This window comes from Roseateles sp. NT4 (assembly GCF_051857475.1).
Lineage (GTDB): Bacteria > Pseudomonadota > Gammaproteobacteria > Burkholderiales > Burkholderiaceae_C > Pelomonas.
This window is the reverse complement of sequence record NZ_JBPZGZ010000002.1, coordinates 20,025-40,701: the sequence shown is the minus strand read 5'-3', so window position 1 is coordinate 40,701 and position 20,677 is coordinate 20,025. Positions and strand designations below refer to the sequence as shown.

Annotated in this window: 17 protein-coding genes and 1 riboswitch; of the genes, 9 read left to right on the top strand and 8 right to left on the bottom strand. The window is 69.0% G+C overall.

From position 1 onward, the window contains the following. Positions 1-8 precede the first annotated feature (8 nt). From ACS5PN_RS09660 to ACS5PN_RS09645, 4 genes are all read right to left on the bottom strand, one after another. Complete coding sequence (locus ACS5PN_RS09660; RefSeq protein WP_439463742.1) at positions 9-677, bottom strand: ABC-2 transporter permease; 669 nt, start codon at positions 675-677, stop codon at positions 9-11. After that, positions 674-1,558, bottom strand: a complete 885-nt coding sequence (locus tag ACS5PN_RS09655) for an ABC transporter ATP-binding protein (protein WP_439463741.1) — start codon at positions 1,556-1,558, stop codon at positions 674-676. The genes ACS5PN_RS09660 and ACS5PN_RS09655 overlap by 4 nt, the downstream gene beginning before the upstream one ends. Beyond that, positions 1,555-1,944, bottom strand: coding sequence for a GntR family transcriptional regulator (locus ACS5PN_RS09650; protein WP_439463740.1), 390 nt, complete (start codon positions 1,942-1,944; stop codon positions 1,555-1,557). Before ACS5PN_RS09650 ends, ACS5PN_RS09655 begins: the two co-directional genes overlap by 4 nt. Positions 1,945-2,042: 98 nt before the next feature. Continuing rightward, positions 2,043-3,248, bottom strand: a complete 1,206-nt coding sequence (locus ACS5PN_RS09645) for a hypothetical protein (RefSeq protein WP_439463739.1) — start codon at positions 3,246-3,248, stop codon at positions 2,043-2,045. Between the two features lie 85 nt (positions 3,249-3,333). Then, a riboswitch (S-adenosyl-L-homocysteine riboswitch) is annotated at positions 3,334-3,400 on the top strand. An 18-nt stretch (positions 3,401-3,418) separates the two neighbouring features. On the opposite strand from ACS5PN_RS09645, the gene metH reads away from it, so the two are divergent. The 3 genes from metH to ACS5PN_RS09630 all read left to right on the top strand — a co-directional run bounded on the left by metH (position 3,419) and on the right by ACS5PN_RS09630 (position 7,280). Then, positions 3,419-6,115 carry a methionine synthase gene (metH, locus tag ACS5PN_RS09640; RefSeq protein WP_439463738.1) on the top strand — a complete coding sequence of 899 codons (2,697 nt, stop codon included), beginning with the start codon at positions 3,419-3,421 and terminating at the stop codon, positions 6,113-6,115. Between the two features lie 93 nt (positions 6,116-6,208). Further along, positions 6,209-6,778, top strand: a complete 570-nt coding sequence (locus tag ACS5PN_RS09635; protein WP_439463737.1) for a glycine zipper 2TM domain-containing protein — start codon at positions 6,209-6,211, stop codon at positions 6,776-6,778. Between the two features lie 49 nt (positions 6,779-6,827). Next, a complete protein-coding gene (locus ACS5PN_RS09630) occupies positions 6,828-7,280 on the top strand; it encodes a glycine zipper 2TM domain-containing protein (RefSeq protein WP_439463736.1) in 453 nt (150 codons plus the stop codon). A 10-nt stretch (positions 7,281-7,290) separates the two neighbouring features. Here the strand turns inward: ACS5PN_RS09630 and ACS5PN_RS09625 are convergent, their stop codons facing one another. From ACS5PN_RS09625 to ACS5PN_RS09610, 4 genes are read right to left on the bottom strand one after another with little or no spacing between them, the layout of a single operon-like run. Further along, the gene (locus tag ACS5PN_RS09625) at positions 7,291-9,264 is read right to left on the bottom strand and encodes a diguanylate cyclase domain-containing protein (RefSeq protein WP_439463735.1); all 1,974 of its coding nucleotides are present in this window, start codon (positions 9,262-9,264) and stop codon (positions 7,291-7,293) included. A gap of 13 nt (positions 9,265-9,277) precedes the next feature. Beyond that, positions 9,278-10,252: an ABC transporter substrate-binding protein gene (locus ACS5PN_RS09620; protein ID WP_439463734.1), complete on the bottom strand. Its 975-nt coding sequence runs from the start codon at positions 10,250-10,252 to the stop codon at positions 9,278-9,280. A 13-nt stretch (positions 10,253-10,265) separates the two neighbouring features. Continuing rightward, complete coding sequence (locus ACS5PN_RS09615) at positions 10,266-11,240, bottom strand: ABC transporter substrate-binding protein (protein WP_439463733.1); 975 nt, start codon at positions 11,238-11,240, stop codon at positions 10,266-10,268. Between the two features lie 2 nt (positions 11,241-11,242). Then, positions 11,243-12,757 (bottom strand): YifB family Mg chelatase-like AAA ATPase, encoded by a 1,515-nt coding sequence (locus ACS5PN_RS09610; RefSeq protein ID WP_439463732.1) that lies wholly within the window; start codon positions 12,755-12,757, stop codon positions 11,243-11,245. Between the two features lie 272 nt (positions 12,758-13,029). Between ACS5PN_RS09610 and ACS5PN_RS09605 the strand changes: the two genes are divergently transcribed. The 6 genes from ACS5PN_RS09605 (at position 13,030) to ACS5PN_RS09580 (ending at position 20,511) form a co-directional block, all read left to right on the top strand. Then, on the top strand, positions 13,030-13,758 hold the full coding sequence (locus ACS5PN_RS09605; RefSeq protein ID WP_439463731.1) for a TorF family putative porin: 729 nt from the start codon (positions 13,030-13,032) through the stop codon (positions 13,756-13,758). Between the two features lie 17 nt (positions 13,759-13,775). Beyond that, positions 13,776-14,114: a P-II family nitrogen regulator gene (glnK, locus tag ACS5PN_RS09600; protein ID WP_439463730.1), complete on the top strand. Its 339-nt coding sequence runs from the start codon at positions 13,776-13,778 to the stop codon at positions 14,112-14,114. 34 nt (positions 14,115-14,148) lie between these two features. Further along, a complete protein-coding gene (gene amt / locus ACS5PN_RS09595; protein ID WP_439463729.1) occupies positions 14,149-15,678 on the top strand; it encodes an ammonium transporter in 1,530 nt (509 codons plus the stop codon). 104 nt (positions 15,679-15,782) lie between these two features. Beyond that, positions 15,783-16,907 carry a GGDEF domain-containing protein gene (locus ACS5PN_RS09590; RefSeq protein ID WP_439463728.1) on the top strand — a complete coding sequence of 375 codons (1,125 nt, stop codon included), beginning with the start codon at positions 15,783-15,785 and terminating at the stop codon, positions 16,905-16,907. A 55-nt stretch (positions 16,908-16,962) separates the two neighbouring features. Next, positions 16,963-18,228 (top strand): glutamate--cysteine ligase, encoded by a 1,266-nt coding sequence (gene gshA / locus ACS5PN_RS09585; RefSeq protein WP_439463727.1) that lies wholly within the window; start codon positions 16,963-16,965, stop codon positions 18,226-18,228. Positions 18,229-18,510: 282 nt separating this feature from the next. Continuing rightward, positions 18,511-20,511 (top strand): M13 family metallopeptidase, encoded by a 2,001-nt coding sequence (locus tag ACS5PN_RS09580; RefSeq protein ID WP_439463726.1) that lies wholly within the window; start codon positions 18,511-18,513, stop codon positions 20,509-20,511. The last annotated feature ends 166 nt before the right edge of the window (positions 20,512-20,677 follow it).

Genomic DNA, 20,677 nt, shown 5'->3' with positions numbered 1-20,677 from the left:
GGGGACTCCTAGAGGAAGTCGCGCCGTCGCGCGGCGATGAGCAGGGGCAGGGACAGGGCGAGCAGGATCACGGCCAGCTCCGCCGCGAGGACCTGCCAGAAGGCGCCGTTCCAGACCGGCGCTGCGGCCAGCATGTGCTGGCCGATCTCGGGAATGCGGGGGATGCCCATCATGAAGAGGGACACCGACATATTCGTCAGCACGATGACGCCGGCCATGCCCGCCTCGGACTTGATGTGCAGGGTGGCGCAGAGCACCAGCGCGTAATTGGCCAGCAGATAGACGCACAGCAGCACGCCATAGGGCAGCAGGCCATCGGCGATGCCCGGCGCGATCAGCACCAGGGCGAGAGCCCCGCCGCTCAGCACGGCCCAAGGCAGCAGGAAGCACAGCAGCAGGCCCAGCAGCTTGGCCAGCACATAGTCGGCCGGCGCGATGGGCAGGCTGAGCACGAAGAGCAGGGCGCGCTCCTTGCGCTCGTTGGCGACGCCGAACAGGGCCAGCATGACGCCCAGGGCGATGATGGCCGTCAGCCAGACCAGGAAGCCGAGCTGGAACAGGCCCTCGCCGCCGGGGGCGACGCCCAAGCTGGCCAGGCCGGCCACCGTGACGGTGACGAGGAACCAGCGGTTCAGATGCAGCTCCTTGACGATGAGCTTGCGCGTGACGGGGTTCATAGGCCGCGAGCCTCCCGGCTGTGCATGACGGTGGCGACGAAGATCTCTTCCAGGCTCATGCGCTGCACCGTCTGCGCCGGGGCGCCGAGGCGGGTGAGGAAGTCGTCGGAAAAGCCATCGATGGTCAGCGTGGCGAGGGCGCCGTCGCGTTCGCAATGGACGATCTCGGGCAGGTCCCAGGCCGTGCGGTCACTGCGCACCTGCACGCGCCGCCAGCGCTCCAGGAAGTCTTCCTTGTCACTCGAGGCGACGACGCGGCCGCGGTCGATGAAGCTGATGCGGTCGGAGATGCGCTCCACGTCAACGGTGTTGTGCGAGGAGAACAGGATGGAGCGGCTGTCGTCGCGCAGCACGTCCATGAACTCGGTCAGCAGCTCGTGGCGGGCGACCGGGTCCAGGCCCGAGGTCGGTTCGTCCAGCACCAGCAGGCGCGGCCGGCGGGCCAGGGCCAGCAGCAGGGCGGCCTTGATGTGCTCGCCGGTGGACAGCCCCTTGACCGGCTGCTCGGCGTTCAGGCCGAAGCGCTTCAGCAGCTGGGCCGCATAGGCGGCGTCCCAGCCCGGGAACATGGAAGAGACCCAGCCCAGATGCCAGCCCAGCGTCGCGTGCTGGAACAGGCGCATGTCGTCGCTGACAAAGGCCACCTGGGCCTTGGCCGCGGCCTGCTCCTCGGGCATGTTGTGGCCGAGCAGGCGAATCTCGCCGGCCTCCGCCGCCAGCAGGCCCATCAGCAGCCGGATGGTGGTGCTCTTGCCGGCGCCGTTGGGGCCGACCAGGCCCATGATCTGGCCCTGCTCCAGCTCCAGCGACACGTCTTCCAGCGTGAAGAAGCGGAACGCCTTGCGAACGCCGTGCATTGCGATGGCCGGGGTGGCGCTCATTCGGTGGACTCCTGGGGATTCAGCGCGTGGCGCAGTCGTTCGATCAGTTGGGGCTCGTCCAGCCCCAAGGTGCGGGCAATGCGGCTGGCGGCGGCGAGATGGCTGTCCAGCTCGGCGCGCTGCCCGGCCTGGGCCAGGTCCTGCGCGTCGGCGATGAAGGAGCCCTTGCCATGTCGGGTCACGATGACACCCTCCGTCTCGAGGTCGAGATAGGCGCGCTTGACGGTGATGACGCTCACCCTCAGATCAGCCGCCAGCGCGCGGATGGACGGCAGTTCCTTGCCCGGCGGCCAGTCGCCCGCGGCGACGCGCTGGCGGATCTGCTCGGTGATCTGCAGATACATGGGCCGCGCATCGGCCTGGGAGATCAGGAGTCCACTGTGCATTGTGTATATATAGTATGTGCACAGTTGGGCGAAAGCAAGCGCTGGAATGCAAAAGGCGGCCCGAAGGCCGCCTTGCTAGGTCGAGTTCTCGGCCGGGCCTAGAGCTTCAGCAGGGCTTCCAGATTGACCCGCAGCTTCAGTTCGGCCGGTGCCAGGCTGGCCGCGATGGCCTGGGCGGCCAGGCGGGTGTCGCGGGGGACGGGGTTGCTCAGCGGGCTGCCGCTCTTGCCGATCAGCGCGGCGACGAGGGGCTCGTTGGCGCTGAAGCCGCGCTTGAAGACCAGGCCCACTTCGCCGTTGGCCAGGCGCACGATGCTGCCCGGCGGGTAGAGGCCGACCGTCTTGATCAAGGCCGCGCCGGCCTCGTCGGGCTGGCCGAGTTCGTCGAGGAAGACGGCGCGTGCCGCCGCGGCGCCGCTCATGGCCTGGCGGCTGCGGCGCGGCGACAGGCGGGCGCCGAAGATGTCGATGCGGCGCAGCAGGCGGGCCAGCTTCTCGCCCTCGCTGCGGCTACCCAGCGGGCCGGGGCCGGCCTCGTGGTGCAGCCGCACGGCGGCCAGCCAGACGGGGTCCTGGATGCCGACCTGGGCCAGGCGCTGGGCGGCGCGGTCGCCGTGCGCGGCCAGGGCCTGGCGCTGGGCCGGCGTGGCGGCATCGAGCTGGCTGGCCATGCGGTCATGGGCCGCCGTCGCGCCGTAGTTCATGGTCAACGCGGCGCCCTGCAATGAAGCGCGCAGCTCGGCCGACAGCTGCAGCTGCTGGGCGACCAGGTCGCTGAGCAGCAGGGTCAGCAGCGCATGGCGGGCGCTGTAGTCGCCGAACTCCTGGCTGCTCTCGAAGATGAGCAGCATCAGCGTCGAGTCCGGGTGGGCGTGCAGGCGCTTCAGCGCGCTGTCGCGGATCTGTGCGAGCCGGGGCTGGAAGTCCGCCGGCTCCGTCTCGCGCAGCAGGCTGTGGATGTGCATCAGCAGGTCAGACCAGGCCTCGCGCGGGCCCAGCTCGACCTTGGGTTGCGCCGCCGGCGTTTCCAGCCGGAAGCTGCCATCGGCCTTGGCGATGTCCGACAGCGACACGTCCTGCATGACCATGGTGTCCAGGCGGTGGGCCAGGGCGCGCTGGTATTCCATGGTGTCGGAGGAATTCACCCAGGCGCCGCCATCGATCAGCGTGCGCACCAGCGGCGAGTCTCGCAGCACCTGGCCGCGCGCGAACAGCAGCTTGCCGGTGGCGTCGAAGAGGTCGTAGGGCAAGGTCATGCCCAGCCGCAGGGTGCGGGCAGGCAGGGGGATGAGTTCGGAGGCCATGGATTGCGGCATTCTCAACGGCCTTCGGCATTGCCGAGGTGTTCTTGAGCCACGGCGAAGGGGTGGCTGCGTAGAATTCCCGGCTCATCCGAGGAGCGCTGCGACGGGTTCAGCACCTGCCAGGCTCGGATTTCCAACGGCGCTCATCGAACCTCCGCACGAGTCCGTCGATGACCACCGCCCCGCCTCCCCTCAAGCTCTCCGGCCTCGAGCCCGTTGCCATCGACGCCGGCAGCCTGTTCGTCAACATCGGCGAGCGCACCAACGTCACCGGCTCGAAGGCCTTCGCCCGCATGATCCTGGCGGGCCAGTTCGAGGACGCCCTGGCCGTCGCGCGCCAGCAGGTCGAAAACGGCGCGCAGGTCATCGACATCAACATGGACGAGGCCATGCTGGACAGCCAGGCGGCCATGGTGCGCTTCCTGAACCTGATCGCCGGCGAACCCGAGATCGCGCGCGTGCCCATCATGATCGACTCCTCCAAGTGGAGCGTCATCGAGGCCGGCCTGAAGTGCATCCAGGGCAAGGGCATCGTCAACTCCATCTCGCTGAAGGAGGGCGTCGACGAGTTCAAGCGCCAAGCCAAGCTGGTCAAGCGCTACGGCGCCGCTTCGGTCGTCATGGCTTTCGACGAAAAGGGCCAGGCCGACACCTTCGCGCGCAAGACCGAGATCTGCGAGAGGGCCTACCGCATCCTCGTTGACGAGGTGGACTTCCCGCCCGAGGACATCATCTTCGACCCCAACATCTTCGCCATCGCGACGGGCATCGAGGAGCACGACAACTACGCCGTGGACTTCATCGACGCCACGCGCTGGATCAAGCAGAACCTGCCCGGCGCCAAGGTCTCGGGCGGCGTCAGCAACGTGAGCTTCAGCTTCCGCGGCAACGAGCCGGTGCGCGAGGCCATCCACACCGTCTTCCTGTACCACGCCATCCAGGCGGGCATGGACATGGGCATCGTCAATGCCGGCATGGTGGGCGTCTACGACGACCTCGACGCCGAACTGCGCGAGCGTGTGGAGGACGTGGTGCTGAACCGCCGCGCCGACGCCGGCGAGCGCCTCATCGAGATCGCCGACCGCGCCAAGAGCGCCGGCAAGGACGACTCGGCCCGCCTGGCCTGGCGCGCCGGCGATGTGAACCATCGGCTGTCGCATGCGCTGGTGCATGGCATCACCGACTTCATCACCGAGGACACCGAGGAAGCCTGGCAGGCCATCTCGGCCGGCGGCGGCCGGCCGCTGCATGTCATCGAAGGCCCGCTGATGGCCGGCATGAACGTCGTCGGCGACCTGTTCGGCCAGGGCAAGATGTTCCTGCCCCAGGTGGTCAAGAGCGCCCGCGTCATGAAGCAGGCCGTGGCCCACCTCGTGCCCTACATCGAGGAAGAGAAGCGCCGCATGGAAGCGGCCGGCGGCGACGTCAAGCCCAAGGGCAAGATCGTCATGGCCACGGTGAAGGGCGATGTGCACGACATCGGCAAGAACATCGTCACGGTGGTCCTGCAGTGCAACAACTACGAAGTCGTCAACATGGGCGTCATGGTGCCGGCCCAGGACATCCTGCGCAAAGCCAAGGAAGAGGGCGCCGACATCATCGGCCTGTCCGGCCTCATCACGCCCAGCCTCGAGGAGATGCAGCACGTCGCCGCCGAAATGCAGCGCGATGACTACTTCGCCTCGCGCCACATGCCGCTGCTGATCGGCGGCGCGACGACCAGCCGCGTGCACACGGCCGTCAAGATCTCGCCCCATTACGAAGGCCCGGTCGTCTACGTACCCGATGCCTCGCGCGCCGTCGGCGTCTGCACCGAGCTGCTCAGCGACGACCGCGCCGCGGCCTATATCGCCGAGCTGAAGGCCGACATCGAGAAGACCCGCGAGCTGCATGCCAACAAGAAGCAGACGCCGTTGGTGACGCTGGCCGCTGCGCGCGCCAACAAGGCCGTGCTGGATCTGAGCCGCGTGCCTGCGGCGCCGAAGTTCACCGGCCGCCGCGTGCTGAAGAACCTCGACCTGGCGGAGCTGGCCCGCTACATCGACTGGGGCCCCTACTTCCAGACCTGGGACCTCGCCGGTCCCTACCCGGCCATCCTGGACGACGCCGTCGTCGGCACCGAGGCGCGCAAGGTGTTCGCCGACGCTCAGGCCATGCTGAAGAAGATCATCGACGGCCGCTGGCTGCAGGCCCATGCGGTCTTCGGCCTCTACCCCGCCGCGCGCGTCAACGAGGATGACATCGAGATCAAGAGCGAGCCGCCGATGACCTGGCGCGGCCTGCGCATGCAATCGGAGCGGCCCGTCGTCGAAGGCGTGAAGCGCCCCAACCGCTGCCTGTCCGATTTCGTCGCCGAAGACGGCGATCACATCGGCCTGTTCGCGGTCACCGCGGGTCTGGGCGTGGACAGGAAGGAAGCCGACTTCCTCGCCAGCCACGACGACTACTCGGCCATCATGCTCAAGGCCCTTGCCGACCGCCTCGCCGAGGCCGCGGCCGAGTGGCTGCACGAGCGCGTGCGGCGCGAGTTCTGGGGCTATGCGCCTGCGGAGGGCCTCAGCAACGAAGAGCTGATCGCCGAAAAGTACAGCGGCATCCGCCCCGCGCCGGGCTACCCCGCCTGCCCCGACCATCTGGCCAAGCAAGACCTCTTCAAGGTGCTGGCACCCGATGAGATCGGCATGGGCCTGACCGACAGCATGGCGATGACGCCGGCGGCCAGCGTCAGCGGCTTCTACCTGGCCCATCCCGACGCGGCCTACTTCAACGTCGGCCGCATCGGCGACGACCAACTGGCCGACTGGGCCGCGCGCTGCGGCCTCAGCGAGGCCGACGCCCGCCGCGCGCTCGCGCCGCTGTTGGGTTAGGTCGACATCCCTAGGTCGAAGCGGCCTCGTCCTACAGGGCGGGCCGCGTGAGGGCGGCATCCTGCGGGTCATACCAACCACGCCGGAGGCCCCATGTCGACCCCCACACATTCCGTCAAGTCCACCCAGATCGTCGCCGGCGTTGCTGTCGTGCTGGCGCTGCTCGGCGGCGCCTACGCGGTGGGCCGGTCGCACACGGACAGCGGCGAAACCGTTGCAGCGACGACGCAGCAGCAGTCCACGGCCCAGCCGGCGCGCCTTGCGAGTGCCGACCAGGTGCGCCAGGCACAGCCCGCCCCCATCGTTGAAACCCCAGCCCCGCCGGCCCTGTGCAGCAACTGCGGCCGCGTGACCGACGTGCACACCGAGTCCCGTCGCGGCAAGGGCAGCGGCGTGGGCGCCGTCGGTGGCGCCGTGGTCGGCGGCCTGTTGGGCAATATGGTCGGCGGCGGCAATGGCCGCAAGCTCGCCACCGTGGCGGGTGCCGTCGGTGGCGGCTATGCCGGCAACGAAATCGAAAAGAACCAGAAGACCTACACCGTCTGGGTCGTGCAGGTGCGCGAAAGCGATGGCCGCCTGCGCCGCTTCGAGCGCAGCGCCGATCCGGGCCTGCGTGTCGGTGACGAGGTCAGGCTGACCGAGAACGGTTTCGCCCGCGCCTGAGACGCGCGGCGAGAGACAAGAGACAGGGCGGGTTCCAAGGAGTGATGCAATGAAGTTGTTGATTGCCACCGCCGCTCTGGCGGCCGCCCTCTCATCCACCATGGCCCGTGCCGAAGACGGCCCGGCACCGGTGCTGTCCATCCCCACGCAGGCCCAGCGCGATGCCCTCTGCAGGGACTGTCTGTGGGTGCAGGAAATCCATGCCGAGACCCGCGAGGGCAAGGGCAGCGGCCTGGGCGTGGTCGGCGGTGCCGTCATTGGCGGCCTGCTGGGCCACCAGGTCGGTGGCGGCGCCGGCAAGAAGCTGGCCACCATCGGCGGCGCGGCGGCCGGCGGCTATGCCGGCAATGAGGTCGAGAAGAACGCCAAGAAGTCCACCGTCTGGATCGCCCAGGTCGTCGACCGCAGCGGCCAGATGCGCCGTGTCGAGATGGGCTCCGACCCCATGCTGACGGCCGGTGACACCGTGCGCGAACGCGACGGCATGCTGATTCGCATCTGACGCGGCTTCTTCAGGGCGTGTGCAAGCGGTACCGGTTGCGACCTTCTCCCTTGGCCAGGTAGAGGGCCTGGTCGGCACGGCCCAGCAATTCCTCGCCGTCGACTTCGCCATCCGTGCGGATGGCGATGCCGATGCTGGTGCCGACCTTCAGCGCGCCGACGGAGGTCGCAAAGGGCTGGTTGATGGCCTCGATGATCTTGCCGGCCACGATCTCGGCCTCGGACGCAGCGCGCAGGCTCTCCAGTACGACGACGAACTCATCGCCCGCCAGTCGCCCGACGAAATCGGTGCCGCGCACCTGGCCCAGCAGGCGGCGCGCAAACTCGCGCAGCACCTCGTCGCCGACGCCATGGCCATGGCCGTCGTTGATGAGCTTGAATTTGTCGATGTCCAGAAACAGCAGGGCTGCAACCGCCTGGGCGCGGTGGGCGCGCTTGATGACGGCGGCCAGTTGCTCGTTGAAGCAGTAGCGATTGGGCAGGCCGGTGAGGGCGTCGGTGCGGGCCAGCGCGGCGAGCTGGCGCTGCAAACGACGGTGTTCCGTCACATCGGTGCTGAGGGCATACAGGCCACGAACCGACCCATCCTGCGCACGGTCCGGCAAATAGAGGTTGTGCAGGGAGCGCGCCACGCCGGCAGCGGACGACTCGATATCGAACTCGACGCGCTCTCCACCCAGCGCCCTGGCGATGTGATCGCGGCGCTGCGCATACAGCGGTGCCGGAATGGCATCGGCCACGGTCTTGCCGATGGTGGCGCGATGATCCAGCCCGGTCCATTTGCTGAAGGTCTCGTTCAGGAACAGCAGGCGCTCGTCCTTGTCGATGTACGAGATCATGACGGGCAGGTTGTCCGCGATGTCGCGCAGCCGCTTTTCGCTCTCGGCCAGCAGGGCCTCGGCCTGGCGGCGCTCGGTGATGTCGAAGGACACGGAATAGAAGCCCTGCACCTCGCCGTTGGCATCGACGTCGGGCACATAGCGCTGCACGAAGTAGCGCGTCTGGCCATCGCGGGTCACGAAGGACTCGAACTCCTGCGGCTGGCCTTTCAGCACCGCGTCGACATGCGGCTTGGCGATCGCCCACACCGCCTCGCCGCGAATCTCGCGAAAAGTCTGCCCCATCAGTTCGGCCACCGGCCGCTTCATCACGCGTTCCACCGCGAGGTTGCCGAAGTCGGCGCGCATGTCCCGGTCGAAGTGGGACACCACGACGGGAATGTTGTCGGTGATCTTGCGCATGCGCTGCTCGGCCTCGCGCAGTTCGTCGGTGCGGCGCTGCAGGGCGAGGGTCATGGCGTCGAAGCGGCGCTTCAGCGTGCCGAGCTCGTCCTGGGTCGTGCTGCCGAACAGCGGCACCGGTTCGCCGCGCTCCAGCGCCTCGGCGGCCGCGGTCAGCCGGGCCAGCGGGCGCAATACGCGCCGCACGCCGAGCACGGCCAGGCCCACTATCAGCAGACCGAAGCTGGCGATGGCCGCCATGGTGACGCGCTCGTGCACGTCTTCGGCATCGCCGCGCGCGTCGCCGGCGTTGCGCGACCAGCGAAAGGCCGCGTCGGCCATGGCCTGTGTGTCGCCCAGCAGCAGCTCGAAGGCCTGGTCGCGACGGCGGCGCTCGAAGTCGCTGGCCGGCGCGGCCGCGGTCTGCAGGGCGCGGTCGAAGAGCACGGGCAGACGGGCCGCCGCATCCTTCAGCAGCGCCAGCTCGGGCTGGGACTCGCCTTGCGGACCCGCGGCGTCGAGCTCGCGGGCGATGTTGGCGTGCCAGCGCTTCCATTCCGACACCGACAGCTCGTCGCGCTCGCGCTGGAACACATAGGTGACGCCCACCAGGCCGGCCACGTCGCGCGCGACCTGCTGGGCGCGTTGCTGCTGGACTTCGGCGTGGTCCTCGGCGGCGGTGGCCATCCACATCGCCGCGATGGCCGACACGCCGACCAACACGGCGACCACGCCGGCTGCGATGAAGAGGGAGCGGATCTTCATGGGCAGCGGGGCATCAGCGGGCCAGGCCCACGGCATTGGGCAGCACGGCGCGCAGCGGACCGGCATCGATCAGGGCGCGGTAGTCAGCGGGCCTGCTGCCGCTGGCATGGCCCTCGCGCAGCGCCCAGCCGGCCTGTGCCTGCAGGGTACGCAGCAATCCCTCTTCCAGCGACAGCACGGCATGGGTGCGCTGCATGGACCAGCGGGCGAAGGCCGGATCGACACCCAGCCGGCTGACAAAGACCAGCTCGGCCCGGCGCGGCTGGGCGCGGATGATTTCGCTGGCCTTGTGCAGGGCCCGGAGGACGCGTTCGATGTCGGGTCGCCGCGTCTTCAGCACGCCGGCCTGGGCCACGAGGTTGAAGGTCTGCTTGTAGTCACCCGTCTCACTGAGCACGACGGCGTCCACGCGCGGGCTGTGGGCGGCTGCGTAGGCAAAGGGCTGGAAGACGGCGATGGCATCCACTTGAGCCGCCACCAGCGTGTCCAGCGCCGCCTCCGGCTGCAGGGCGACCTGGATGACGCTCTGGGGATCGACGTTGTGGGTCAGCAGGACGCTGTCCAGGAAGTACTGCGCGGACGTGCCCTTGACGACGCCGACGCGCTTGCCGACCAGGTCGCCCGGCGCCTGGATGCCGGCTGAGCGACGGGCCACCAGCTGGACGTCGCTGGTGGTGCTGGAGAAGGTGGCGACGACCGCGAAATCGGTGCGCGCCAGCGACTCGAAGGCGATGGCGGTTTCCGAAGCCGTGCCGAGATCGGCCTGGCCCTCGGCCATCAGCTGGAGGCAGCGGCGGCCACTGGGAGCCTCGATGGCCTTGACCGACACGCCCTCGGCCTCGAACAGACCTTCGGCCAGTGCGACGAAAACCGGCAGCGAATGCGGTGAGCGCGACACGGCGACCGTCAGCGGCGCGGCGACCGCTGCACCGGCCAGCCATGCTGCCAGGCTCAGCAGCCATCGGTAGTTCAGCCAGGGCAAGCGCATGGTGGAGGGCCTCTCAGCGTGCCAGGGTGACCGCGTTCGGCGCGATGGACTGCAGCGGACGTGCGTCGATCAGCTGCTGGATGGAGGGGGCAGGCTCCGTCGACTTGCCGTCCTGCCCCAGTTGCCAGCGCACCTGGCTGAGCATGGTCGTGGGCAGCGAGGCATGCAGGGCGATGCGGTACTCCTGCTCGGCCATCAGGCGCTGGGCGACGGAAGGGTTGACCTTGAGGCTGGCCGCGAGCAGGGCCTGGGCCTCGGCGGGAGATTCCGCGATGGCGTGCTGGGCCCGCAGCAAGGCGCGCAGCACCTTGTCGAAACGCCCCCTGTCACGGTCGACCGCGCGGGCCTGGACCGCGATGCAGAAATGCTGGGTGTAGACATGGGCAGAAGGCAGTCGCACGGCGTCGGCGGCCAGCTTGTCCTCGATGCGCCCGGCTTCCGGCTCCCAGACGACGGCCGCGGCTGCCTGGCCCTGCTGGACGAGGTCGCCCAGCGCGGCGGGTTCGGCGAAGCGCAGCTTGACGCGTTCCGGGTCTATGCCCTGGTAGGTCAGCCAGCGGTCCAGGAAGTACTCGGCCGAAGTGCCGGCCACGGTGGCGATGCGCTTGCCGGCCATGTCGGCGCTGGAGCGCACGCCGGCGCGCCGGCTGGCGATGAGCTTGATCTGCGCCGTCGACTCGCTGATGGAGGCGAGGATGGCGACCGCCGGCGTCTGGGTCGCCGTCATCGCGACGGCAAACTCGGCGCTGGCGGCGATGTCGGCGGCACCCGAACGCAAGGCAGCCAGGCAGGCCTTGCCGCTGTTGCAGGGAATGCGCACCACATCCAGGCCCTCGGCCTGGAACAGCCGCTGCTCGATGGCCACCAGAAGCGGCAGGGACACCGGGCCGCTGGGGACGGCGATGCTGATCGTCGCGGCCTGCGATGGTGTCGTTAGGCCCAGCGACAGGGCAGTGCACAGCCCGATCGTCAGCGCGATCGGGCGCATGCTCAGCCCGCCTGGCCGGGCAGGCCCCGGCGCAATTGGATGGCCTCGGCGACATGGGCATTGCCGATCGTGGCGGCCGCGGCCAGGTCGGCCACCGTGCGGGCCACGCGCAGCACGCGATGGAAGCTGCGCGCCGACCAGCCCAGGCGCTCGGCCGAGCGCTCCAGCAAGGCCTTGGCGGCCGGGTCCAGCACGGCATGCTCGGCCAGTTCCTGGGCCTGCAGCTGCGCATTGGCCACGCCCTGGCGTGCCACGGCCCGCTCACGCGCAATGGCCACGCGCTCGGCGACGGCGGCGCTGGGCTCGCCGGGTGCCAGGTCCTGCAGATCGCGCGGCGGGATGGCCGGGACTTCGATGAGGAGGTCGAGGCGGTCGAGGAAGGGCCCGCTGAGGCGGCCCTGATAGCGCGCCACCTGGTCGGGCGTGCAGCGGCAGGCCTTCAGGGGGCTGCCGAGATGACCACAGGGGCAGGGGTTCATCGCCGCGATGAGCTGGAAGCGCGCCGGGAACTCGGCCTGGCGGGCCGCGCGCGAGATCAGGATGCGGCCGGTCTCCAGCGGTTCGCGCAGGGCTTCCAGGGCGGCGCGCGGGAATTCAGGCAGCTCATCGAGGAACAGGACGCCATGCTGGGCCAGGGAGATCTCGCCGGGCCGGGGGGGCGAGCCGCCGCCCACCAGAGCCACGCTGGAGGCCGAGTGATGCGGCGAGCGAAGCGGACGCTGGCCCCAGCGTGCGATGTCGAACTGCCCGGCCAGGCTGAGCACGGCCGCAGATTCGAGGGCGGCCTCGTCGTCCAGGGCCGGCAGCAGGCCGGCCAGGCGCTGGGCCAGCATGGACTTGCCCGTGCCTGGCGGGCCGACCATCAGCAGGCTGTGCCCGCCGGCCGCGGCGATCTCCAGCGCGCGCTTGGGACCGGCCTGGCCCTTGATGTCGGCAATGTCGGGCAGGCCGCGGGCGGCTTCGCGGGGCAGGGCGGCGGCGCGCGCCAGGGCTTCGCCCTCGGGCTGCAGGGCGGCGACGACGTCGAGCAGGTGAGAGGCCTGGCGCACCCGCAGGCCGTCGACGAGGGCGGCCTCGGCCGCGCTCGCCTCGGGCAGCAGCAGTTCGCGCTCGCCACCGTCCTGGCGCAGGGCGAGGGCCATGGCCAGGGCGCCACGCACTGGGCGCAGGTCGCCCGCGAGTGACAGCTCGCCGGCGCATTCGAAGCCCGCCAGCCTGGCGGCATCGATCTGGCCGTTGGCCGCGAGCAGGCCCAGGGCCATGGGCAGGTCGAAGCGCCCACCCTCCTTGGGCAGGTCGGCCGGTGCCAGGTTGACCGTGATCCGCTTGTTGGCGGGAAAGGACAGGCCGCTGTTCTGCAGCGCCGCGCGCACCCGCTCCCGAGCCTCCTTGACCTCAGTGTCCGCCAGGCCGACGACGGTGAACGACGGCAGGCCGTTGGCCAGATGGACTTCCACGGTCACGGGCGCCGCGGCCAGGCCGTCGAGGGCGCGGCTGTGGACGGTGGCGAGGCTCATTGGATGGACCGCTCCGGCATGGGGACTCCCAGGGGTTGCGGGCCAGTCTAGCCGCCGGTCTGGCGGCAGTCGGCCCGGGGCTTCTCCCATGGATGCACTACGAAGGTGCGGTGCAAATGGTGCAAATTCCCAATTTGGTGCAAACGCCTGGCTTGGGGGTGCGTCCGGCCCAGATTCGTGCGGCGTGACAAGGTGTGACGCTTGGCACGGAAGCTGCAAATACCCCGCCGGACCGTATCCCACCCCAATCACATTCACTCAGGAGCTCCGCCATGAAGTTGTCCCCTTCGCTGATCGCACTCGCGCTGTCCGCGGTCGCCCTGCCCGCGTTCGCCGATGAGCCGGCGCCGGATCCGCTGTCGTTCAACGTTGGCGCCGTCAGCGAATACCGCTATCGCGGCATCTCCCAGACCCGCCTGAAGCCGGCCCTGCAAGGTGGCATCGACTACGCCGCGCCGAATGGCTTCTACGTCGGCACCTGGGCTTCGACCATCAAGTGGATCAAGGATGCCGGCGGCGATGCCGGCGTCGAGATCGACCTTTACGGCGGTTACAAGACCGAAGTGGCCAAGGGCCTGACCCTGGACTTCGGCCTGCTGCAGTACTACTACCCGAGCAACAAGCTCAACCCCAGCGCCAACACGCTGGAGGTCTACGGTGCCGCCACCTTCGGCCCGGTGACGGCCAAGTACTCGCACAGCACGAGCAATCTGTTCGGCTTTGCCGACAGCAAGAACTCGGGTTATTTCGACGTGACGGCCAACTTCGACCTCGGTGACGGCATGACCCTGTCGCCCCACGTCGGCCACCAGACCGTCAAGCACAACTCGGCCGCTTCCTACAGCGACTACTCGCTGACCTTCGCCAAGGACTTCTCCGGCCTGGTGCTCAGCGGCGCCGTCATCGGCACGGATGCCAACAAAGTGGCCTACGCCAGCCCGGTGAACGGCAAGTTCATGGGCAAGACCATGCTGGTCGTCGGCATCAAGAAGACTTTCTGATCACTGGAGAGAGCGACATGAAACTGATCACTGCCGTCATCAAGCCTTTCAAGCTCGACGAGGTGCGTGAGGCCCTGAGCGCCATCGGCGTGCAGGGGCTGACCGTGACCGAGGTCAAGGGCTTCGGCCGCCAGAAGGGCCACACCGAGCTGTACCGCGGCGCCGAGTACGTCGTCGACTTCCTGCCCAAGGTCAAGATCGAGGCCGCCGTGGGCGACGAAGTCGTCGAGCGCGTCATCGAGGCCATCGAGTCCTCCGCCCGCACCGGCAAGATCGGTGACGGCAAGATTTTCGTGTCGCCGCTGGATCAGGTCGTACGCATCCGCACCGGCGAAACCGGCAATGACGCGCTCTGACGCGTCGCACCCCCACCCGTTGGAGACCACTCAAATGAAGAAATTCCTTGCCGGCCTTGCCCTCGCGGCAGCCGTGCTGGTGCCGGCCGCGGCCTGGGCCCAGGATCCAGCCGCGTCGGCGCCCGCCGCCGTGGCCACCGCCGCTCCCGCGGCGGCTTCCGCGGCCGATGCCGCCCCTGCTGCCGCTTCCGCACCCGCCGACGCGGCTTCGGCTGCCGCGCCGGCTCCCGTGCCCAACAAGGGCGACACCGCCTGGATGCTGCTGTCCACCCTGCTCGTCATCATGATGACGGTGCCGGGCCTGGCCCTGTTCTACGGTGGCCTGGTGCGCAGCAAGAACATGCTGTCGGTGCTGATGCAGGTCATGGTCGGCTTCTCGCTGATCGTCGTGCTGTGGGTGCTGTACGGCTACAGCTTCGCGTTCACCGAGGGCAACGCCTTCATCGGGGGCACGGATCGCCTGTTCATGAAGGGCATCTGGGACAACGTCGCAGGCACCTTCGCCACCGGCGGCACCTTCAGCAAGGGTGTGCCGATGTACGAGATGGTGTTCGCCGCCTTCCAGGCCACCTTCGCCGGCATCACCGCCTGCCTGATCATTGGCGCCTTCGCCGAGCGCATCAAGTTCTCCGCCTGTCTGGCCTTCCTGGTGCTGTGGTTCACCTTCAGCTACCTGCCGATCGCCCACATGGTCTGGTTCTGGATGGGCCCGGACGCCTACACCGGCAAGGAAGTCGTCGACGCGATGAACGCCAAGGCCGGCCTGATCTGGCAGTGGGGCGCGCTGGACTTTGCCGGCGGCACGGTGGTGCACATCAACGCCGCTGTCGCAGGCCTGGTGGGTGCCTTCATGGTCGGCAAGCGCGTCGGCTACGGCAAGGAGCAGTTCACGCCTCACAGCCTGACGTTGACCATGGTCGGTGCCTCGCTGCTGTGGGTGGGCTGGTTCGGCTTCAACGCCGGCTCCGCGCTGGAAGCCAACGGCTTCGCCGCGCTGGCCTTCATCAACACCTTCGCCGCCACGGCTGCTGCCGTGCTGGCCTGGTGCGTGGGTGAAGCCCTGCTGAAGGGCAAGGCCTCCATGCTGGGTGCTGCCTCGGGTGCCGTCGCCGGCCTCGTTGCCATCACGCCGGCCGCCGGCAACGTCGGCATCGGTGGCGGCATCGTCATCGGTGTCGTCGCCGGCTTCGCCTGCCTGTGGGGTGTGTCGGGCCTGAAGAAGCTGATCGGTGCGGACGACTCGCTGGACGTCTTCGGCGTCCACGGTGTCGGCGGTATCGTCGGCGCCCTGCTGACCGGTGTGTTCAACAGCCCCGCCCTGGGCGGACCGAGCTCGGTGGCCGACTGGGTCACGGCCGGCATGACCACGCCCGAGGCCTATTCGATCGCCAGCCAGTTCATCGTCCAGGCCAAGGCCGTCGGCGTGACCATCGTCTGGTCGGGCATCGTCTCCCTGATCGCCTACAAGCTGGTCGACATGACCATCGGCCTGCGCGTCACCGAAGAGGAAGAGCGCGAAGGTCTGGACATCTCGTCGCACGGCGAAACGGCTTACCACAAGTGATGTGAACCCCGGGGCCGGCACGCGCCGGTCCTGGTTCACGACCAGCCGCCCCCCGGGGCGGCTTTTCTTTTGGGCGCCCGGACCGGCCGCTATGCTGGTCCGTCATGGATGTGATCACCCTCCTGGGGGCGGTACTGGTCAATGCGCTGCTGATGAGCCTGGCGCTGGCCGTCGGCGTGGGCCTGCGCACCCGCAGCGGCCTGCAGGCCTGGCAGTTCATGCTGCTCGGCCAGGCCCTGGGCTTCGGCCTGCTGATCGGCGCGACCCTGGCCGCGCCGCGCCTGCTGGCGACGCTGGGCGTCATGACGCTGAGCGGCTCGGCCTCGGCCACGGTGATCACCGCCGCGCGCTTTCTCGGGCTGGCCGTGTCGCGGCGCTGGCTGTGGGGCGCGCCGCTCGGGCTGGGCGTCGTGCATGCCCTGGTCTTCAGCGATCTCGGCGTTGCCACCGGCCTGACCAACCTGACCATCGGCGCCCAGATCATCTGGGCCAGCGTGCTGCTGCTGCGCGGCGCGGATGGCGTGCGCTGGCGCTGGCTGTGCGGAGGCGCCGCCTTGGCCAACGGGATCATGACGCTGGCCCGCGGCTGCCTGGTGCTGGGCTGGCCGGAGATCTACCCGCGCTTCCTGACGCCCAACCCGCTCAACATCGGTTCGATGCTGCTGCTCAATGCCAGCCTGGTGCTGGGTACCATGGGTTTCCTGCTCGCCCACCGCGATGCGGCCGAGCAGGCCCTGGTGAGGCTGGCGTCCCTGGACACGCTGACCGGCCTGCTGAACCGCCGCGAATGGATGAGCCGCGCCGGCACGGCCCTGGGCGTGGCGGGCGAGTCCAGCGTGCTGCTGATGCTGGACCTGGACCACTTCAAGCGCATCAACGACGAGCGCGGCCACCCGGTGGGCGATGAGGTGCTCAAGCTCGCTGGTGAGGTACTGCGCGGCGAACTGCGCGCCAGCGACCTGGTGGGCCGCTATGGCGGCGAGGAGTTCTGCCTGCTGGTGCGCCACTGCGATGCCGAAGCCTTCGCCCGCCTGGACAGCCGCCTGCACCAGGCCATGCGGCGGCGCTGCGAAGCCACCCTGGGGTTTGTCGTCGACTTCAGCGCCGGCGCCATCCGCATCGAGGCCGGTGAAACCCTGGCCGCGGCCATCAAGCGTGCCGACGACCAGCTCTACCGCGCCAAGCATGCCGGACGGGGGCGCACATGCTGCGCCGACGGCGTCTTGTGATCCTGCCCGGCGCCCCCAAGTGGAGCGCCCTTCCGGAGTTTGCGATCATTCGGCCATGGTTCCCCATCTCATCACCGCCCTGAACGGCCCCATCAACGAGCTGGAGGCTCGCATCCTGGAATCCATGCCCGCCACGGAGCGCTGGTTCAGGCTGGAATGGATGGAGCACACGCCGACCTTCTACGCTTCGGTGGACCTGCGCAATGCCGGCTTCAAGCTGGCGCCGGTCGACACCAACCTCTTCCCGGGCGGTTTCAACCACCTGACGCCGCAGATGCTGCCCCAGGCCGTGCAGGCGGCCATGGCGGCCATCGAGAAGATCTGCCCCGAGGCCCGCAACCTGCTCGTCATCCCCGAGACCGGCGCCCGCTGCAGCTTCTACCTGGAGAGCCTGGCGACGCTGGCGCGCATCTTCACGCAGGCCGGCCTGAACGTGCGCTTCGGCACCCTGGACACGGCCGTCACCGAGCCGACCGAGCTGCGCATGGCCAATGGCGAGGTCCTCGTCATCGAACCCCTGGTGCGCAAGCGCGGCCGCCTGATGCTGAAGGGCTTCGACCCCTGCACCATCCTGCTCAACAACGACCTGTCCGCCGGCACGCCGCCGCAGCTGATGGGCCTGCACGAGCAATACCTGCTGCCGCCCCTGCACGCCGGCTGGACGGTGAGGCGCAAGAGCCAGCATTTCCGTGCCTATGACGAGGTCGCCAAGCGCTTCGCCAAGCTGCTGGGCATGGACCCCTGGCTGATCACGCCGATGTCGCAGAGCGTCGACCTGCATGGCAAGAAGGGCCTGGAGGCCCTGCAGACGGCGGCCGACGCCCAGCTGACCAAGGTGCGCCGCAAGTACAAGGAATACGGCATCAACGAGAAGCCCTTCGTCATCATCAAGAGCGACGTGGGCAGCTATGGCAAGGGCGTCATGACGGTGCGCGACGCCAAGGACATCGAGAGCCTGGCCGAACGCTTGCCCGAGAACCTCGGCCAGCTGGTCATCGTGCAGGAGGGCGTGCCCACGCACGAGCGCGTGCACGAGGCCGTCGCCGAGCCGGTCGTCTACATGATGGATCGCTACGTCGTCGGCGGCTTCTACCGCGTGCATGCCCACCGCGGCATCGACGAGAACCTCAATGCCCCTGGCGCCAGCTATGTGCCGCTGGCCTTTGCCGAGTCGCCGCACCTGCCGCGACCGGGCGAAAAGCCGGGCGCCAGCGCGCCCAACCGCTTCTACATGTACGGCGTCATCGGCCGGCTGGCCATGTTGGCCGCCAGCTACGAGCTGGAGGCGACGGACCCGCAGGCGGAAGCCGAAGCGGCCTGAATTGAAGCCCCTCGCCCAGTCGCGCAGCGCTGAACGCGCACGCGCCTGGTCGGTCCCCCGAGGGGGCGGCGATGCTTGCGGCGTCGAGCCGCAAGCACATCGCCAGAGCGGGCCGGCTCGGGAGCGGCCCAGCGCTCGGCCCGGCATGTTCCGTTCCGTGCGCCTGGGTGCCGCGAACGCGGAATGGTCAGCGGAAGATAGGGGTTGCCCCGGCCTGGTCACTTTCGGCAGGGCGCCTGCTTTCGCCTAGGCTGCCGGGTTTTCGAGCTTCGCAGCCTTCCCATGAAAGCACCCCGCCTGGCCGCTCTGGCCCTGACGCTGTCCCTGGCCGGCCTGGCCGGCGCCGCCCCGCATTCCGGCCTTGATCTGACCGGCATCGACAAGGTCGTCCGTCCGCAGGACGACCTGTTCCGCGCCGGCAACGGCCACTGGCTGGCCACCACCGAGATTCCGGCCGACAAGTCCTCCTTCGGCATGGTGGCGCAGCTGCGCGACCTGTCCGACCAGCGCGTGCGCGCCCTCGTTGAAGGCCTCGCCAAGGCCAAGCCGGGCTCGGCCGAACACAAGCTCGGCGCCTACTACGCCGGCTTCATGGACACGGCCGCCATCGACAAGGCGGGCCTGGCTCCGGTGAAGCCGCTGCTGGACAGCCTGAACGCCGTGCAGACCCGCGGGCAACTGGCCGCCTGGCTGGGGCAGCACAACGGCATCGTCGACCAGCCGCTGACGATGAGCGTCGATCCCGACTTCAAGCAGCCCGGCATCAACCGCCTGACGCTGAACCAGACCGGCCTGGGCCTGCCCGACCGCGATTACTACCTGAAGGACGACGCCCGCATGGCCGCCGCCCGCACGGCCTACCAGACCTATCTGCAGGCCCTTGCCAGCGCCGCCGGTCTGCCCGACGGTGCCGCCGCACGCGCCTATGCCCTCGAGCAACGCCTGGCGGAGGCCCAATGGCCCGCCGAGGAAAACCGCGACCCGCAGAAGATCTACAACCCCATGACGTCGGCCGAGCTGGCCGCCAAGGCGCCGGGCCTGGACTGGACGGCCCTGCTGGCGGCCGCCGGTGTGCCGTCGCCCGACCGCGTCATCGTGGCCCAGCCGCCCTATGCTGCCGCCGCCACCAAGCTGCTGGCCGAGGCGCCGCTCGAGGATTTGCGCGCCTATCTCGCCCTGCGTGCGCTGGACGCCAGCGCCGACGTGCTGCCGCAGGCCTTCCGCGAGGCCCGTTTCGCCTACCGTGGTACGGCCTTGAGCGGCGCCAAGACCGAGCAGCCGCGCTGGCAGCAGGCGGTGGCCGACGTCAACAACGCGCTGGGCGAAGCCGTCGGCGAGACCTATGTGAAGCGCAATTTCCAGGCGGCCGACAAGGCCCGCATGCTCCAGCTGGTCAACAACCTGCTGGCGGCCTATGGCGAATCCATCGACGGCCTGACGTGGATGACGCCGGCCACGAAAGCCAAGGCCAAGGACAAGCTGTCCAAATACCTGGTCAAGATCGGCTATCCCGACGTCTGGCGCAGCTATGCGGCGCTGGAGGTCAAGGCCGGCGACCCGGTCGGCAACCGCCAGCGGGCCCAGCGCTTCGAATGGCAGCGCCAGGCCGCCAAGGCCGGCAAGCCGGTGGACAAGCGCGAATGGGGCATGACCCCGCAGACCGTCAACGCCTACTACAACCCCACCTTCAACGAGATCGTCTTCCCGGCTGCCGTGCTGCAGCCGCCGCTGTACAACACCCGGGCCGACGACGCGGTCAACTACGGCGCCATCGGCGCCGTCATCGGCCACGAGATCAGCCATGGCTTCGACGACGAGGGCAGCCAGTTCGACGGCGACGGCGCCCTGGCCAACTGGTGGACGGAGGCCGACCGCCAGGCCTTCGAGAAGGTCGGCGAGCGCCTGGTGGCCCAGTACGAGGCCTACGAGCCCATCCCCGGCAAGCATGTGAACGGCAAGCTGACCCTGGGCGAGAACATGGCCGACCTGTCGGGCCTGCAGATCGCCTACAAGGCCTGGCTGCGCTCGCTGGGCGGCAAGCCGGCGCCCGTCATCGACGGCCTGACCGGTCCGCAGCGCTTCTTCATGGGCTGGTCGCAGGCCTGGCGCGAGAAGATGCGCGAGCCGCGCCGTCTGCAGCAGCTGACGGCCGACCCGCATTCGCCGGCGGAGTTCCGCGCCAACGGCGCCGCCATCAACCACGACGGCTTCCACGAGGCCTTCAAGACCCAGGCCGGCGACAAGATGTTCAAGCCCGCAGCGGAGCGCATCCGCATCTGGTGAAGACCGCACTGCTCGCGCTTACGCCTGCCCCCCATCAGGCGTCAAGCCGGGCTTGTGTGGTTTTTGTTGCACTGCACAAAACCCCAAAACCGGGCGCAGAATCCCCACTTTCGAACAAACGCCAGCCCAAGCCGCTGGCCTTCGTGAAGTGAGTTCTTCTCATGCG